Source organism: Enterocloster sp. 210928-DFI.2.20, assembly GCF_020554465.1.
Classification (GTDB): Bacteria; Bacillota; Clostridia; order Lachnospirales; family Lachnospiraceae; genus Enterocloster; species Enterocloster bolteae.
Map to the genome: position 1 here is coordinate 38,478 of NZ_JAJCHK010000005.1, position 16,135 is coordinate 54,612.

The window sequence follows — 16,135 nt, forward strand, 5'->3', positions numbered from 1 at the left end:
GGGGAACCAATCATGAACAGCAATACCAATTGCAGTATCAACAACATATACAAACTGGAGGGAAGGGTGCCAATCGCCAAAGCCATCCCCTTCGGCCTCCAGCACATCCTGGCCATGTTCGTCTCCAACCTTGCGCCTATTACCATCATAGCAGGAGCGGCACAGCCTGCCCTGAGCCAGGCCCAGACAGCCATTCTGCTCCAGAACGCAATGTTTGTGGCAGGCATCGCCACTATGATTCAGCTGTATCCCATATGGCGGATTGGCTCTAAGCTTCCCGTTGTCATGGGTGTCAGCTTTACCTTCGTCACCGTTCTCAGCACCATTGCAGCCAACTACGGTTATCCCGCTGTGGTGGGAGCCGTGCTCATAGGCGGTATCTTTGAAGGAACCCTGGGACTTCTGGCCAAATACTGGCGCAGAATCATTACCCCAGTGGTGGCTGCCTCTGTGGTTACAGCTATCGGATTTTCCCTTTTCACAGTGGGCGCCAGGTCCTTTGGCGGCGGATATGCAGACGACTTCGGTTCCGCCCAGAACCTGATTCTGGGTACCATCACCCTTCTGACCTGTCTTCTGTGGAACATCTTTGCAAAAGGATACTTAAAACAGCTGTCCGTACTGGCTGGACTGATTGTGGGGTATGTAATCGCCATCTTCCTTGGGAAAGTGGATTTAAGCCTGATTATGTCCGGCGGAATCATTTCCTTCCCTCATCTGCTTCCCTTTATGCCCGAGTTCCATGCAGGGGCCATTATCTCGGCCTGCATCATCTTTCTTGTATCTGCGGCAGAGACCATAGGCGACACCTCGGCCCTGGTTTCAGGCGGCTTAAACCGTGAAATCACGGGAAAGGAAATATCCGGCTCCCTGGCCTGCGACGGCTACGCATCCGCCCTTTCCACTGTATTCGGATGTCCGCCTGTAACCTCATTCTCCCAGAATGTGGGCCTGGTGGCCATGACAAAGGTGGTCAACCGTTTCACAATCATGACAGGGGCGGCCTGCATGATTTTAGCCGGACTCCTTCCGCCTGTGGGAAACTTTTTTGCTTCCCTGCCTCAGGCCGTGCTTGGCGGATGCACCATCATGATGTTCGGCACCATTCTTACCTCCGGCGTACAGATGATTGCCAAATGCGGTTTTTCTCAGAGAAACATAGTCATTGTCTCCCTCTCCCTGGCAGTGGGCATCGGTTTTACCACAGCCAGCGAAATCGGGATCTGGGATATCTTCCCTGAATTGGTCCAGTCTGTATTTTCGGCCAATGTGGTTGCGGTTGTATTTGTGGTCTCCGTATTTTTAAGCCTGGTGCTTCCAAAGGATATGGATATCAAGACCCTGGAAGGGTAAAGATTGTCTGCGGGAGCTGCTGCTCCATAGATGAGTCATCATTTATGGAGCAGCAGCTCCTTTTTTATTTCTGTTTTTCTTTCATCTAAAGTCTTTTAACTATCGTTATTCTTTTTTAAGTATAACGTTATTATACAACACTTTTTATTATATGTCACCTGTTTTTTATATTTTGCTGCTTTGTTCTGCCTATGTCCTGCTCCGGCGAATATACTTGTCATTTTTTTATATTATCCCCACTTTTTCATCACTTTTTCAATTATTTTGCACAAATACCTGTCTTTTTTTTCCAATACATGGTACAATCTGTATAAATATTCAACACCAATCAGGGGGAAATATTATGGCTAAAGAAATGATTGCAATGCTTCTTGCCGGCGGCCAGGGCTCCCGTCTCTACGCGCTGACCCAAAAACTGGCAAAACCCGCGGTTCCTTTTGGCGGTAAATACCGCATCATTGATTTTCCGCTTTCAAACTGCGTAAATTCAGGAATTGATACAGTGGGTATCCTGACCCAGTACCAGCCACTTGTCCTGAATGAGTACATCGGCAACGGACAGCCCTGGGATCTGGACCGCCTGTACGGAGGTGTCCATATACTCCCGCCCTACCAGAAAGCATCCGGTTCAGACTGGTACAAGGGCACGGCCAATGCCATTTATCAGAATATCTCCTTTATTGAACGGTACGACCCGCAGTATGTAATCATCCTTTCAGGAGACCAGATCTGCAAACAGGACTACAGCGATTTTCTTAAATTCCACAAGGAAAAAGGGGCTGAATTCAGTGTGGCTGTCATGGAAGTGCCGTGGGAGGACGCGTCCCGTTTCGGACTCATGGTGGCTGACGGGGATGACCGCATCACCGAATTCCAGGAAAAGCCGAAGAATCCAAAGTCCAACCTGGCTTCCATGGGCATCTACATATTCAACTGGGACATCCTCAGACAGTACCTCATAGAGGATGAAGCTGACCCTGACTCTGAAAATGACTTTGGAAACAACATCATTCCCAATCTGCTGCGTGACGGACGCAGGATGTATGCTTATCATTTCAACGGATACTGGAAAGACGTAGGAACCATCTCCTCCCTCTGGGAGGCCAACATGGAGGTCCTGGATCCGGAACACAGCGGCATCAATCTCTTTGACGAAAACTGGAAGATATACAGCAGAAACAGCGGTATGACCGGCCATAAGATTAGCGGCGATGCCCTGGTGGAAAATTCCATGATTACCGACGGCTGCCGTATAAACGGTCAGGTCAGGCATTCCATCCTCTTCTCCGGCGTAAAGGTGGAGGCCGGGGCGCAGGTGGAGGACGCTGTTGTCATGGGCAGCACCACCATCAAATCAGGCGCCGTGGTAAAACATTGTATTGTGGCTGAGAACGTGGTAATCGGAGAAAACGCAGTGGTAGGGGCCATGCCCTCTGACAGTGAAAAAGGCGTGGCCACCATTGGTCCCGGCATTGAAATCGGGCCCGGCGCCAAGATTGGCCCCAGTGCCATGGTAAAGAATAATGTAAAAGGCGGTGAAGAACAATGGTAAATTCCAATGCAAATGCCCTGGGCATCCTTTTCCCCAACAGCTATGATTCCCTGGTTCCCGATCTGGTCAGCGAGCGCCTGATGGCCTCCATTCCTTTTGCCAGCCGTTACCGTCTGGTGGATTTCATCCTTTCCAGCATGGCCAACTGTGGAATTGACAATATTTCCCTGATTGTCCGCAGAAATTATCACTCCCTGATGGACCACCTGGGCTCAGGCCGCGAATGGGACCTGACGCGAAAAAACGGCGGACTCAACCTGGTTCCGCCTTATGCAGAAAAGACAGTGAGCATCTACAACGGCCGCGTGGAAGCATTGGCCGGTATCCTGGATTTCCTGAAGGAACAAAAGGAAAAGTATGTGGTTATGGCCGATACAAACCTGGCTGTCAACTTTGATTTCAACGCACTGATTGAAGCCCATATGGCCAGTCATGCCGATGTTACCGTGGCTTACAAGGCGGAACCTCTTCCCATTGACCTCATCGAACACCGTGACATCGGAAAAAGCCTCTACTATACCCTGGCCATTGACAACGGCCGTGTTACCAAGATGTACATGAACTCCTCGGAACCGGGAATGCAGAATATCTCCATGAACATCTACATCATTGACCGGGAGCTCCTGATTAGCCAGATAAACACTGCCTATGTGCGCGGACAGGTATACTTTGAGCGCGATATCCTGGCGCCCCAGTTAGAAAGGCTGAATGTACAGGCATTTCGCTATGACGGATATGTGGCGCGAATCAGCAGCATGAAGAGCTATTTTAACGAGAACATGAAGATGTTAGACGATGTCAATGTGGACGCGCTCTTTTCCGCCGGCAATCCCATCTATACCAAGATTCGCGACGACAATCCGGCCCGGTATATCAACGGCTCAAAGGTCAGCAACATCATGGCTGCCGACGGCTGCATCATCGAGGGTGAGGTGGAAAACAGCATCCTGTTCCGCGGTGTCAAGGTAGGAAAGGGCGCCTGGGTAAAGAACTGTGTGCTCATGCAGGATACGGTGATAGAAGCAGACGCCGGCGTAGAGTATGTTGTGACTGATAAGAATGCGACCATTACAAGGGGCAAAATTATAAAAGGCACTGTTACGTTCCCGGTGTACGTGGCAAAGTATCAGATTGTATAGAAAGCAGCTGAATGGGCTGAAAAAGGAGGGTGTCCGCCCGGGTGGGGACATCCTCCTTTTATCTGTTTCTCCTGTTATCTGTTTCTCCTGTTATCTGTTTCTTCTATTTCTCCTGCGTCAAAGCATTCATCAGCTCCGCCAAATCCCTGACAATACATATATGGTTAAAGGGTTCAAAATCCCGGAATGACGTTGTTCCGGTCAATACGCCGGCAAAATCCACACCGGCTCCGGCCGCTGTCTTTGCGTCCACCACGCTGTCCCCTGTATAAAGGACTTCCTTCCGGTCCGCCCCCAGCTGCTCCATGGCATAAAGCAGTCCCTCAGGGCTTGGCTTCTCAGCCTTTACATCCTCAGCCCCCACTATCACGTCCACCAGGCCTGCTATCTGGAATTTGTCCAGTATCTGGTCAATCCTGTAATGATATTTTGTAGTCACAATTCCAATCCTGCACCCCTGCCTGCGAAGCTCCTCAAACGCTGGTCCGACCGCGGGATAGAGCCTTGTATGCTCCACCATCACCTGGTCAGATTTTTCTTTAAAATAGATACTGAACCGCTGTGCCTCCTCCTGGTCCCGGCTCCCTGTGAGACAGGCGAAGGTTTCTTTTAAGGACAGGCCTATGGTCTTTCTGATATCCTCCATTTCCCCGGCCTCATATCCCATTTTCTTAAGCCCGTGGTTCACACTGGCCGCAATGCCCTCTGTGCAGTCTCCCAGGGTGTAATCAAAATCAAATATCACTGCCTTGTACTTCACTTTTGCTCCTCCTCATCACCTCAAAATCTTCTCCGGCCGGAATCTGAGATAATCCGATGAAACCAGCTTATACTCAATCCCGTCCACCTCTCCCAGAAAGCTGTCCTGATATCTGGCTTCCCCGTGGCAGTGGGAATACACCACCTGCTCTGCCCCGTACTCCTTTGCCATCTCAGTAAACCCGCTTTCCATCTCTCCGATACTGGTAGGAGGATAATGTAAGAACATGATGAATTGGCTGCAGCCGTCCGCAGCGGCCAGCTCAAAGGAGATGCGAAGCCGCTCCAGCTCCCTTTTCACCAGCTTCTCAAAATGTTCCGGTGAATCCTTTCCCTCATAGCAGTACCCCTTTGTCCCCACCAGGGCGTATTCCTTGTAGGCATAATAATTATTCTGAAGAAAGGATAGCCGCCCCTGAAACATCTCATTCAGACGGTATGTTTTCTTTGCATCCCAGAACATGTCATGATTTCCCCTCAGCAGAATTTTTCGTCCCGGCAGGGACTGGATGAAATCCAAATCAGCCAGGGCCTCCTCCAGATTCCGTCCCCAGGAATGGTCGCCTGTGATGACCACCGTGTCCTCTGCGCCAATCCTTCCCCTCCAGTTCTTCTCTATCTTCCTCACATGGTCTTTCCATTCCCTTCCAAATACATCCATGGGTTTATTGGCAGTAAAGGATAAATGCAAATCTCCAATGGCATACAAACTCATATTCACAACTCCCCGCTTATTTTCTCGTAAACCAGCAGCGTCCGGCTCAGGGGAAATCTGTTCTAAACCAGCTCCTCCAGTTTTTTCTTATCCCAATCCTGCATCTCATGTCCCCTAATACGGAAATATCCCTCCTTCTCCATCAGCTTCAGCTCCTGGTTCAGGGAGGACCTGCTGACATGAAGCATATTGGCCAGCATCAGCTGGGAGCCGGGCATGCGGATGGTCTCCGCGGGAGCGATGTTATGCATTCCCACAATCCAGTAAGCGATCCGCTCACGGATGGTCTGGTAATTGAGGCAGTTGAGATAAAGCTGGTTTTTAAGCCCCCGCTGGGAGACATACAGCAGCAGCGCATAGAGAAGCTGCCTGTCTTTCTCCAGCATTTCTTCCATCACCTGGACCGGCACCCACAACACCGTGGACCGCTTTTCAGCGGCCAGAGTATAACTGTACTCCTTTTCACCGGAAAAATACAGGAATTCCGGAAAAATATCCCTGGCCTCAAAATAAGCATGGCACATTTCCGCATCTTTTCTGGTGTGATCCACTGCTTTCAGAATTCCTGTCTCCACGATGCCGAAGCTGGTAATCTTTGTCCCCTGGGGATGGATGCACTGGGAAGCATCGTAGGTCTTTCTTATAAAATAGGTCCTGAATTCACTGTTTCTCCTGCAAAGGTCTGCAAAGGGAATCCTGCAGGACTCTCCGGGAATTGAAAAATGTTCATACATATGCCGCCTCCAAAAAACATGAAAGAGGGGCTGCGAAAAACAGCTCCTCTTTTTTTGATACAGTCTATGCCGGCGGCCGGTCCGGTATGTCACCAAAATCATCGTAATACTTTTCACCGTTAAACCGTAGGCTCCTCCCTGTTTACGGCATCTGTCTCATCGTCCGCGGCCGCGCAGAGTGCTATACCATCATAATACGGCAAAGTGCCGGCAACATCAACTACTTTTTTCTCCGAAGGGCCGTCTATATACTCCAAGCGTTCAAATTCCCACACAAACAAGTGATAGTTAAAACATACCGCTTCCAGAAGGGATCCATGTGTGAAAGCGCCCGCAGCGGGGCGGACTTTATGGAATTTTAACGAATGCTTTCGCCATCCACCGGAACACACCCTGGGGCAGCTCAAACACAAATACAATCCCCAGCACAATGGCCACCGCGGCCTTCACAGCCTCATACCCCGTATACACAGCCAGCCCCAGCTGTTCCGTCACCAGGTAATAGACGGTCCAGTAAATTCCTGCTCCAGGCACCAGGGGAAATATGCCTGATATGAGAAAAATAGTGACAGGACAACGGTTTACCACTGCGGCTGCCCTGGACAGGAATATGACCACCACTGTGGCGGCAAAGGAGGCGCCTGCCCCGCTGACATAACCGGAAGCCAGCACATATACAGCCCACCCGGCTCCTCCTATCAGGCCGCACCAGATATAATATTTTCTCGGCACTCCAAAGAGCAGTGAAAATGCAATGGTGCCCATCATGGCTGCACAGACCTGTGGTATCATAACAATGTACCTCCCGTCACCCATCCTGCCAGTGAAAATCCCACGCCCACGCCAATGGCTATACAGAAAAATATCAGCAGCGCATCCATCATCCGCACTGATCCGGAAATGTAATCACTGTCCGCGATTTCCCGTATGGCATTGGTAAAGGGCACTCCGGGTATAAGGGGCATAATGGATCCGATTACCATGTAATTCAGATGCTGTCCCATTCCGGCCAGATACATGGTGCTGCACAGGATCGTCACCAGGGCACCCCCGCTTATGTTTCCCACTATTTTCGACAGATGGGGGGCGCTGACATAAAGCACGTAGATGTACAAAATGATACCGGTCATAAGCGCCACAGAGCTGTCCCATATACTGCCCCCGAACAGATAGCAGAAGGCAGCGCTGCCGCAACCGGATGCCAGCACCTGCATGTATTTAGGCTTTCCTGGCATGCTCTTTATACATTCCAGCCTTTCAGCCACCTCTCTGACCGTATACATGCCTGCCTCTATCTCCCTGGAGAGCTGGTTCACAGCCGCCACACGGTCCAGATGAGTCCCACTCACCGGAATGTGCTCCACCTTGGCAAAATCAGGCTCATTCCTGCTCCCCACTGTGACGAAGATACCGTTAGTGAGCACAAATGCATTGCCGGAACAGACGCCGTAATAGCGGCATATCCGTTCGATGGTTTCCTCCACCCGGGAAATCTCAGCTCCATTCTCCAGGAGCAGATGCCCCGCCTGAAGGGAAACCTCCATGACTTCCTTCTCTCTGTTATCCTGTTTGAAACTATTCTGTTCAGCATTCTGTCTTTGACTATTCTGTTCCTGCCCGTATATAACTTGATTCCCCTGCATTACCTGCTCCTGCCTGCTTCTCTTTTTTGGCCTGTTTTCTCTTTGTTCTGGCTTATATTGTTTCGTTTCCTCTCTCATTTTATCATTCCCTGGAAATGCTTACAACCCAGGAGTATAATAAGACAAAAATATTCAGGAACGTGCATGCGCAGCAAGTATAGATCAAACCGGCTCTACATTCCCCAGCCGCTCAAATCCCAGATAGCGCGTTCCCTGGAAGGTCAGTTTTCCCCGGTCCCCCTCTGCCAGCAGCCCATATTCAGTCCCTGTCACGGAGAGCTCCATCCGGTCACCGCTCTCCACCTGGAACGTCGCGTAATAGCTGGTGGATGTAGTGGAATGGAAACCATGGGCTCCTGTGGCATCCCCTGCATTGGGATGGCTGTGGCGGCTGACATTGGTCCTTTTGGAGACCACGGAAGCTGTTACCGACAGCCTGGGGCAATGATTGTTCTTGTTCCACTGGCTCAGTCCCTTTACCGCCGTAACCACAAATATTCCTATGATGAGCACAAATACCAGTGTAAACATGATTTCAAAGCCGCCTCCCCAGAAAAAGGAATCCATATACATAAATCCACACCTCTCTTTCCCGTTGTATATCTCCATATTATCATATATACAGCCCGGTAATCTTACAATTTACTTAATATAACCTAAAAAATAGACTATTGTTTAGTTCACCAGATTTACGCCTAGTTCCTGCGAATGAATTATGCAGACTTCCTGCCGAACAAAAATTGCAGTCACAATCAGGGAAATAAAATCTGCTGTGGGCGTTGCTATCCATATTCCTGTGACCTCAAAAACTGTCGGTAATAGGATTGCAAACGGTATCAGCAGTAATAACTGCCGAAGCGCACTTAGAACAACAGACTGTTTTACTTTACCAATATACTGAAAATAATTTGCACTTATCATCTGAAATCCCACAGCAGGAAGCAGCAAAGTAAAAATGCGGATACCCGGCACAGCCATATCCATGAGCGCCTTGTTACCGGCCCCGCCAAAGGTGCTTATGATTTGACTGCTAAATAGCTCTATCACCAAAAACATTCCTGCTGCAAAAATAGTGGCACAGGTTATAGAGTATTTTAGTGTGCTCCTTACCCGCGTATAATTCCCCGCGCTATAATTAAATCCAAAGATAGGCTGTATTCCCTGGCCTAATCCAATAATCGGCATATAGACTAACATGGTTGTGTTATACATGATTCCATAGGCTGCAACCCCTACGTTTCCCCCATAAAATGCAGCAACATGATTAAATGTCAGAGAAACCAGGCTTAATGCGAACTGAGTAATAGAAGCAGGAGCACCTGTCGACATAATTTTTTTGCTGGCACTTAGATTTATATTACTTGGCTTTAGATTCCCTGCGGACTTTTTAGAGCATAAAAACTGCATTGCCAAAAGCATACAAACACAGTTACCAATGACCGTTGATAAAGCTGCTCCAAAAACACCCCACTTAAAAACAAATATAAAAACAGCGTCTAAAATTGTGTTTGTAACTACACTGGATAGAGAGTTCAAAAAAGCTCTTTTGGCATATCCCATACCTTTCACACAGTTGTTCATTGATTGGGCGGTGACAAAGAAAAAGGAACCACTTAGTATAACTGTGATATATTCTTTAGCATACACCATGTTATCAGCGTTTGCTCCGTATAGGGAAAGCAATGGCTTAATTGTCAGCAACCCGATGATTGTAATGGCCGCTGAAAACAGGATTGAAAGCATACAAGCGCTTCCAATAATTTTCTCCGCGCCCTGTTTATCGGATTTTCCCATTTTAAGAGAAATGGAGGCAGATGCCCCTGCTGCAATCAGAAGCGACAGCGCCTGAATAATGAGAATAACACCAAATGATACTGTTACCGCCGACAAGGCCGTTATCCCTGCGCTTTTAGCTACGAATATACCGTCTATAGCTGTGTTTAGTGCATTCAACAACAACGAGAGCACAGCCGGTGCTGATAATGCCCAAATCAGTTTTGGGATTGGTTGTGTTTTGATTTTTTCTGCTACTTCCATAAGCGGACTCCTCCAATTCAATCTTTACATGAGTTTTTACTCGCGTTTATAATCTGAGTATATGCTCGTATTTGTCGTTTGTCAATGATTATGTGAGTTTTAACTCACTTTTATTGACAAACCCATCCTCCTATACTAAAATAGTAATCAGGAGTTGATAAAATGGAAAACAAAAAATCTGTACGTCGTCCACAGCAAAAGAGAAGTATTCAGATGAAAGAAACTATACTTGAGGTTTCAAAGTCATTGTTCTGTGAGAACGGCTATTACAATACAACTACAAATGAAATTGCGAAAACCGCCGGTATATCTATTGGAAGTCTATACTCTTATTTCCCTGATAAAGACGCTATACTCACAGAATTGTTGGAGCGCAGCAACCAATACCACTTTTCAAATGTGTTTGAAAAGCTGCGCCCTGAATCAAGTGCGCAGCTTTATTTAAAGGAACCGAAAAAATGGCTTTATGACCTCGTAAATACTCTGATTCAGTTACATGAAGCAGAAAAGGATTTCTTACGGGAATTAAACGTACTTTATTTTGCAAAACCAGAAGTTAAGGCGATAAAAGATTCACAGTCGGAAAAAGTGCAGATGGCAACATATGAATATATCAGGCTGTATCAAAGCGAGCTGCCGTATGAAGATTTAGAGGCTGTATCCGTTGTAATAGTAGATTTCATTACAGCACTTGTTGATCGGATTATTTTTAAAGAAGCAAGATTAGAAAAGGAAAGGTTATTAAATGCGGGGATAGAAGCCTTATATCGGATTATCTCCAAATAATTCAGGCCGCTTTTACGGCTGCCCTGCAGTTTGTGGGTCACATTCTCACCCGCAGTCCGGAAAGGGCTCCGGATAATTCACCCGGAACCCTCTTAGGCATAAACATGAATTCACTCTTATTACCAATTGCCGTAAATCCTACTATAATATATTTATGGGCAAAGCACACGGCCGCCTTATTTTATGGATATTCATACCCGTCTTCCCACATACAGCAGCCGCCCTTATTTTCAGCCTTGGCGCGATACAGGGCCTGGTCCGCATACTCCAGTATGGCCGGCAGAGGTTTCCTGGTGTCCCAAATGACGACACCGGCGGAACAACAGGCCCGGACATTGTCGGCAAAGGGATACTCACAGATGCTCCTGCATATGTCCTCCCCTTTTTTGACAGCGCTTTCCCCTGATTTCATCTGTTTCATAATAACCACGAATTCGTCACCGCCAAACCTGGAAAGTATATCACTTTCCCTTGTCTGTTCCCTCAGCAGTTCTGCAAAAGCCGATATGGTCTGGTCTCCCCTCATATGGCCAAATGTATCATTGATGTGTTTTAAGTTATCCAAATCAAAGAGATACACAGCCAACGGCATGTCTTTCCCATCCAGAGCATCCGCGGCAGCCTCCAGGCCTCTGCGGTTTAACAGTCCGGTCAGATAATCCTGACAGGCTTCCCCCTCAAGCATGCGCTCCCGTTCCCTGGAGGCCGCCGACCTCATGGCCCTCACGGCACGCCTTTCCAGGACGGCTGCAGTGTGCGGCTTGCGCAGGAATTCATCTGCTTCCATATCCAAAGCCTGTTCCTCCTGGCTTCCGTCCCATGAAGTGGCTATGACAGGTATATTCCATACTGCCCGTTCCCTCCGAAGCATTTCCAATATCTGAAATCCATCCGGTTCTGACAGGGTAAGGCTGATGATAGCTGCCCCAATCTTATTCTCATAGCTGGCAATGCAGGCAAGGGCCTTCTCTCCGTCCGATGCCTCCACAATCTGATACCGGGACTCAAATATCCTGCGCACCTGCCTGCAATAGGCATCATCCTCGTCCGCAATCAGAAGTACAGGCCGCTGTTTTCCGTGAAAAGAAACATCCTCCATGGACGATTCCATGGCAGCCTCCTCCGGCTGTTCCCTTATCAGCTTCTCAAACTCCCCGCAGGGCATGGGTTTGGCAAAATAATATCCCTGAACATAATCACAGCCGATTTCCCTCAGCTGTTCAAACTGCTCCCTGGTCTCCACGCCTTCCGCCACCACACTCAGATCCATCCAACGGGCAAGACCCATGGTAAAACGAAGGATTCCCTGGCTGGCCTGCTTTTCCGTTTCATTCTGGATAAACTTCATATCCAGCTTCAGAATGTCAATGGGCATCTTATTGAGCATGTTCAGGGAGGAATAACCGCTGCCGAAATCGTCCATCTCTATGATAAAGCCCAATTCCCGCAGCCGCCCCGCCACTTCAATGATCTGAGACGGGTTTTCCGTATACGCGCTTTCTGTTATTTCCAGATGGAGCCGGGATGGGGGAAGCCCGTATTTTTGGACTGTCTCTGTCAAAATTTCAGGAAGATCCACGTTATAAATATCCGCCCTGGACACATTGACGGAAACAGGTATACATGGATATCCCATTTGCTCCCACCTTTGCAGGATGGCGCATGTCTGGTCCCACACATACTGGTCCAGCTGGGTGATGAAACCATTCTGTTCAAAAAGAGGAATGAACTGTCCCGGCGACTGAAGGCCCCATTCAGGATGATTCCACCGTATCAGGGATTCCGCCCCAGAAAGCCGTTCCTCCTTTACGCTGTATTTGGGTTGGAGATAAATTTCAAACTGCCCCTCTCTCAGTGCAGATTCCATGCATTCCGTTATAGCCTGTTCCCGCAGCAGCCTGCTGCGCAGCCGGTCATCATATATGGCAAAATATTTTCCGTACTGCCCCTTGATGCCGCAGGCAGCCAGAAGAGCCCTGTCGCACATCTGGTCCACCGGAATAGTGCGGTCCTCAATGGAATAAATGCCCCATTTCACCAGCACATTTTTTGCATTGGGAAGGGCATTGACCCGTGCCGTTGCCTCCATGAACATCTCATCGGTATACTTACACCTGCGCTCCATCAGTATGGCAAACTGGTCTCCGTTAAAATGACCGCATATCCCCTTGTCCCCTACCTGGGACTGGTAAAAATCAGCCACCTCCCGCAGCAGCCTGTCTCCCGCCGGAAGACCGAATACATCATTGACTAATTTAAAATTCTCAATATCAGAACAAATGATATCGTATTCCCGTTCCGGATGCCGGGCCAGTTCCTCCTTCACCTTCTGGAAGAAAAATTCCTTACTGTAAAGCCCGGTCAGCCGGTCATATTTTAACTGGTTGACCATGGCTGCATTTTCACGCAGATTAATGATGCTTGCCACTCTGTGCAGGATGATTTGTGGCTTGTAGGGTTTAGCAACAAAATCCGAAGCACCGTGGGAAAGGGCAGCCACCTCGTCCGATTCGCTGTCGCTCTGGGTGGTTACGATAACCGGAATAGAAGAAAACACAGGGTCTTTTTTCACAATGGAAAGAAAGGTATATCCATCCATAACAGGCATGGTTATGTCCAGCAGAATCAGTGAAATCACATCCCCGCGCTCCTTTAGGACGGACAGGGCCTCCAGACCGTTTTCAGCCTCCACGACCTGATAGTCCGCAGAAAGTATCTCTCCCAGCAGCATACGGTTAATTTCATTATCTTCCACAATCAGAATTTGTTTTTGTGATATCATGTCCTAATCCCCTTTTATCTGTATACGCAGTATCTGGACCGGCCGGCCTTCTTTGCCTGGTAAAGGGCCTGGTCACTGCGCTGGAGAAGCGCATCAATGTCCACCATGGAATCGCTGCTCTGAGCGATTCCCACGCTGGCTGACAAAGAAACGGTCTGTTCCGCTGCCAGAAACGCTGTCCTCATTTCTTTCAAAAAGGCCTCTGCCTCCTGCTCCATCTGGTCCATGCTGCACTTTCCCAGACGGACCACCAGGAATTCGTCCCCGCCCAGCCGGGCCACGAAGTCGTCCCGGAACAATCGTCTGAGTACATCCGCCGTATGCACCAGCACGGCATCTCCCACCTTATGGCCATATGTGTCATTGACTTCCTTAAACCGGTCCAGGTCAATGTACATCAGGCTGACCGTCCTGCCGCCACGGTTGTTATGTATGTACTGGTAAAAACATCTGCGGTTATAAAGTCCTGTAAGGAAATCTGTATTAGAGCTGTGGCGGATTTGTTTCTCCAGATCCCGCTCCACTGTCACATCCCTGAAAATGCAAAGCTTACCGGCCACATGATTGAATACATCATAGACGGAATTTTCGTGAATCTCCAGCATCTTACCTGACCCATCCCTCCGGGATACACGCGCTTCCATGTATCCTTCGCTGTTAATGGTGCGCTGTTCCTCGAAGGCCCCTGTTATCCACGCATCATAGTCCTGCCCGATTACTGCTTCTTTGGGAAGCTTAAAATACTCCTCAAATTTTCTGTTGGCATTAAGTATCTTCCCGTTGTTATCCCACAAAAGGATGGCATAGGGCATACTCTGCAGCAAAATTTCTATCTCAGCGCTCATGTTTACCAGGTCCGTCACATCATGGCCGATACCCACAGTTCCAAGAACCGTGACACCGTCCCTGTCCACTATAGGGGACTTATAGGTGCGCAGCTGGCGCATGCCGTGGGATGCCTTGACAGACTCCGTAAACTGCAGGGTACGCCGCTCCTTTATAACCGCATCCTCCGACTCCCGGCATGAGGCCTCCCCATTTTCATAATCATCCGGGGATACCCCCCATATATAGCAGTGGTTCCGCCCCGTCACATCCTCCCTGGTCTTTCCCACCACAGAGCAGAACGCCTTATTCACCTTGACGTGAATCCCGTCCAGTGTCTTAAACCAGAGCATGTCCGGTATACTGTCTATGGCCGTATCCAGGTAGGTCCGGGTCATGTAATAATCGTAGCCCAGCTTAATCTGTTCCATCATGCGTTTCAGGCGTACCTTAATATAATCCCTGACAAGGGGCGTCTCCCAAAACTCATCCGCAGCCCCAAATTCTTCCGGAGGCAGCGCGCCTATGCACTGGCGGCTGCCGCAGAATATGAGCGAGGCTTCCGCTGCACACTGGGAGCGCAGCTTAGAGGGCGGCACAGAGTCGTCCAGATTCCATATGAGAAGCCTGCTCTCCCTCATAATTTCCTGATTTGCCTCAGGCGCCACTGTGATTTCATGTGTAAAATGCTCCAATGGTTCGAGAGAACGGACCAGCTCAGAGAGCATGGTATCCTTGCTGAAAATCGCTATCTTCATCCTGCATCGGTACATATGATTTCCTCCCCGCGGAACATCAGCTTTTACCAAATGTATATTATTTAATTGTAGCATAAGCAAAATCTTTAATCAACAATATTTACCAAATTGCGGGGCAATTGAAAGGCAATCCATCCCTTCAATCCAAATGACATTCAATTTCCCTATATATATTTTCAATCTCAAATCAAAACTCATTCAGAATATCAATTGGACTATTTTTTCTCAGCTATTTATACTCAAATAGGTATAAAAGCGAAAAAACAAGGGAGTTTATATGTTTAGTTTAGGGATTGATTCAGGCTCAACCATGACCAAAGGGGTCCTGTTCGACGGAATAAATGTGGTAGGATGCCACATGCTTCCCACATCCATGCGGCCGGGCCAGATTCTGAGGGACATTTACGACCGGCTTTACACGGAGGAAACCGGGTTCGTGGTGAGCACCGGGTATGGCCGTGAACTTTTAAAGGAGGCGGACGCCAAAATCACGGAAATCACCTGTCATGGTGCGGGCGCTTCCTATCTGGCCCCTGGTTGTGATACTGTCATTGATATCGGGGGACAGGACTGCAAGGTCATTACCCTTGACAGCCATGGGCAGGTAAATGATTTTTTAATGAACGACAAATGCGCGGCCGGCACCGGGCGCTTCATGGAAATGATTATGGCCCGGGTAGGAAGCGACATCTCACATCTGGACGACTTCGTGCAGGGCTGCCGGCCCGTGCCTATTAACAGCATGTGCGCTGTCTTTGCGGAAAGCGAGATAGTAGGACTGATGGCCCAGGAGACGCCTCCCGGCGACATTGTACTTGGATGCGTCCACTCCATCTGCCACAGGACCGCCATCTTTGCCCAGCGTCTGACAGGCGGACATCCCCATATTTTCTTCTCGGGAGGTCTGGCACAGTCAGAGATTATGCGATCCGTGCTGGGAGAATATATGAACACCTCCCATATAACCACTCACCCGCTCTCTCAGTATACCGGGGCCGTAGGAGCAGCCGTACTGGGATATGAAAAACTAAAGAAAAGGAGCCGAAACTGAT

At 48.8% G+C, this 16,135-nt stretch carries 14 protein-coding genes; 5 read left to right on the forward strand and 9 right to left on the reverse strand.

All coding sequences use genetic code 11. The annotated features are described in order from the left end of the window. Positions 1-12 precede the first annotated feature (12 nt). The 3 genes from LI015_RS06925 (at position 13) to glgD (ending at position 4,044) form a co-directional block, all read left to right on the forward strand. Positions 13-1,353, forward strand: coding sequence for a uracil-xanthine permease family protein (locus LI015_RS06925; protein WP_002564902.1), 1,341 nt, complete (start codon positions 13-15; stop codon positions 1,351-1,353). 343 nt (positions 1,354-1,696) lie between these two features. Further along, positions 1,697-2,905 carry a glucose-1-phosphate adenylyltransferase gene (locus LI015_RS06930; protein ID WP_002564903.1) on the forward strand — a complete coding sequence of 403 codons (1,209 nt, stop codon included), beginning with the start codon at positions 1,697-1,699 and terminating at the stop codon, positions 2,903-2,905. Beyond that, positions 2,899-4,044 carry a glucose-1-phosphate adenylyltransferase subunit GlgD gene (gene glgD, locus LI015_RS06935; protein WP_227124358.1) on the forward strand — a complete coding sequence of 382 codons (1,146 nt, stop codon included), beginning with the start codon at positions 2,899-2,901 and terminating at the stop codon, positions 4,042-4,044. Before LI015_RS06930 ends, glgD begins: the two co-directional genes overlap by 7 nt. A 103-nt stretch (positions 4,045-4,147) precedes the next feature. Here glgD and LI015_RS06940 read toward each other — a convergent pair whose 3' ends face one another. From LI015_RS06940 to LI015_RS06970, 7 genes are all read right to left on the reverse strand, one after another. Further along, positions 4,148-4,804, reverse strand: coding sequence for an HAD family hydrolase (locus tag LI015_RS06940; RefSeq protein WP_227124359.1), 657 nt, complete (start codon positions 4,802-4,804; stop codon positions 4,148-4,150). Between the two features lie 15 nt (positions 4,805-4,819). After that, positions 4,820-5,518 (reverse strand): metallophosphoesterase, encoded by a 699-nt coding sequence (locus LI015_RS06945; protein WP_002564906.1) that lies wholly within the window; start codon positions 5,516-5,518, stop codon positions 4,820-4,822. A 62-nt stretch (positions 5,519-5,580) separates the two neighbouring features. Beyond that, the gene (locus LI015_RS06950; RefSeq protein WP_002564907.1) at positions 5,581-6,252 is read right to left on the reverse strand and encodes a Crp/Fnr family transcriptional regulator; all 672 of its coding nucleotides are present in this window, start codon (positions 6,250-6,252) and stop codon (positions 5,581-5,583) included. Positions 6,253-6,600: 348 nt separating this feature from the next. Beyond that, on the reverse strand, positions 6,601-7,044 hold the full coding sequence (locus LI015_RS06955) for a threonine/serine exporter family protein (protein ID WP_002564908.1): 444 nt from the start codon (positions 7,042-7,044) through the stop codon (positions 6,601-6,603). Continuing rightward, the gene (locus LI015_RS06960) at positions 7,041-7,895 is read right to left on the reverse strand and encodes a threonine/serine exporter family protein (RefSeq protein ID WP_002564909.1); all 855 of its coding nucleotides are present in this window, start codon (positions 7,893-7,895) and stop codon (positions 7,041-7,043) included. The genes LI015_RS06955 and LI015_RS06960 overlap by 4 nt, the downstream gene beginning before the upstream one ends. 162 nt (positions 7,896-8,057) lie before the next feature. Further along, positions 8,058-8,468, reverse strand: coding sequence for a DUF2500 domain-containing protein (locus LI015_RS06965; protein ID WP_002564910.1), 411 nt, complete (start codon positions 8,466-8,468; stop codon positions 8,058-8,060). A gap of 102 nt (positions 8,469-8,570) precedes the next feature. After that, a complete protein-coding gene (locus tag LI015_RS06970) occupies positions 8,571-9,932 on the reverse strand; it encodes an MATE family efflux transporter (RefSeq protein ID WP_227124360.1) in 1,362 nt (453 codons plus the stop codon). A gap of 162 nt (positions 9,933-10,094) precedes the next feature. Between LI015_RS06970 and LI015_RS06975 the strand changes: the two genes are divergently transcribed. After that, positions 10,095-10,718, forward strand: coding sequence for a TetR/AcrR family transcriptional regulator (locus tag LI015_RS06975; protein ID WP_117626153.1), 624 nt, complete (start codon positions 10,095-10,097; stop codon positions 10,716-10,718). Between the two features lie 181 nt (positions 10,719-10,899). Here the strand turns inward: LI015_RS06975 and LI015_RS06980 are convergent, their stop codons facing one another. Then, positions 10,900-13,500, reverse strand: a complete 2,601-nt coding sequence (locus LI015_RS06980; protein WP_002564913.1) for an EAL domain-containing protein — start codon at positions 13,498-13,500, stop codon at positions 10,900-10,902. A 14-nt stretch (positions 13,501-13,514) separates the two neighbouring features. Next, positions 13,515-15,098 carry a sensor domain-containing diguanylate cyclase gene (locus tag LI015_RS06985; RefSeq protein WP_118018073.1) on the reverse strand — a complete coding sequence of 528 codons (1,584 nt, stop codon included), beginning with the start codon at positions 15,096-15,098 and terminating at the stop codon, positions 13,515-13,517. Positions 15,099-15,360: 262 nt separating this feature from the next. Between LI015_RS06985 and LI015_RS06990 the strand changes: the two genes are divergently transcribed. Further along, positions 15,361-16,134 carry an acyl-CoA dehydratase activase gene (locus LI015_RS06990; protein WP_227124361.1) on the forward strand — a complete coding sequence of 258 codons (774 nt, stop codon included), beginning with the start codon at positions 15,361-15,363 and terminating at the stop codon, positions 16,132-16,134. Position 16,135: the final 1 nt, after the last annotated feature.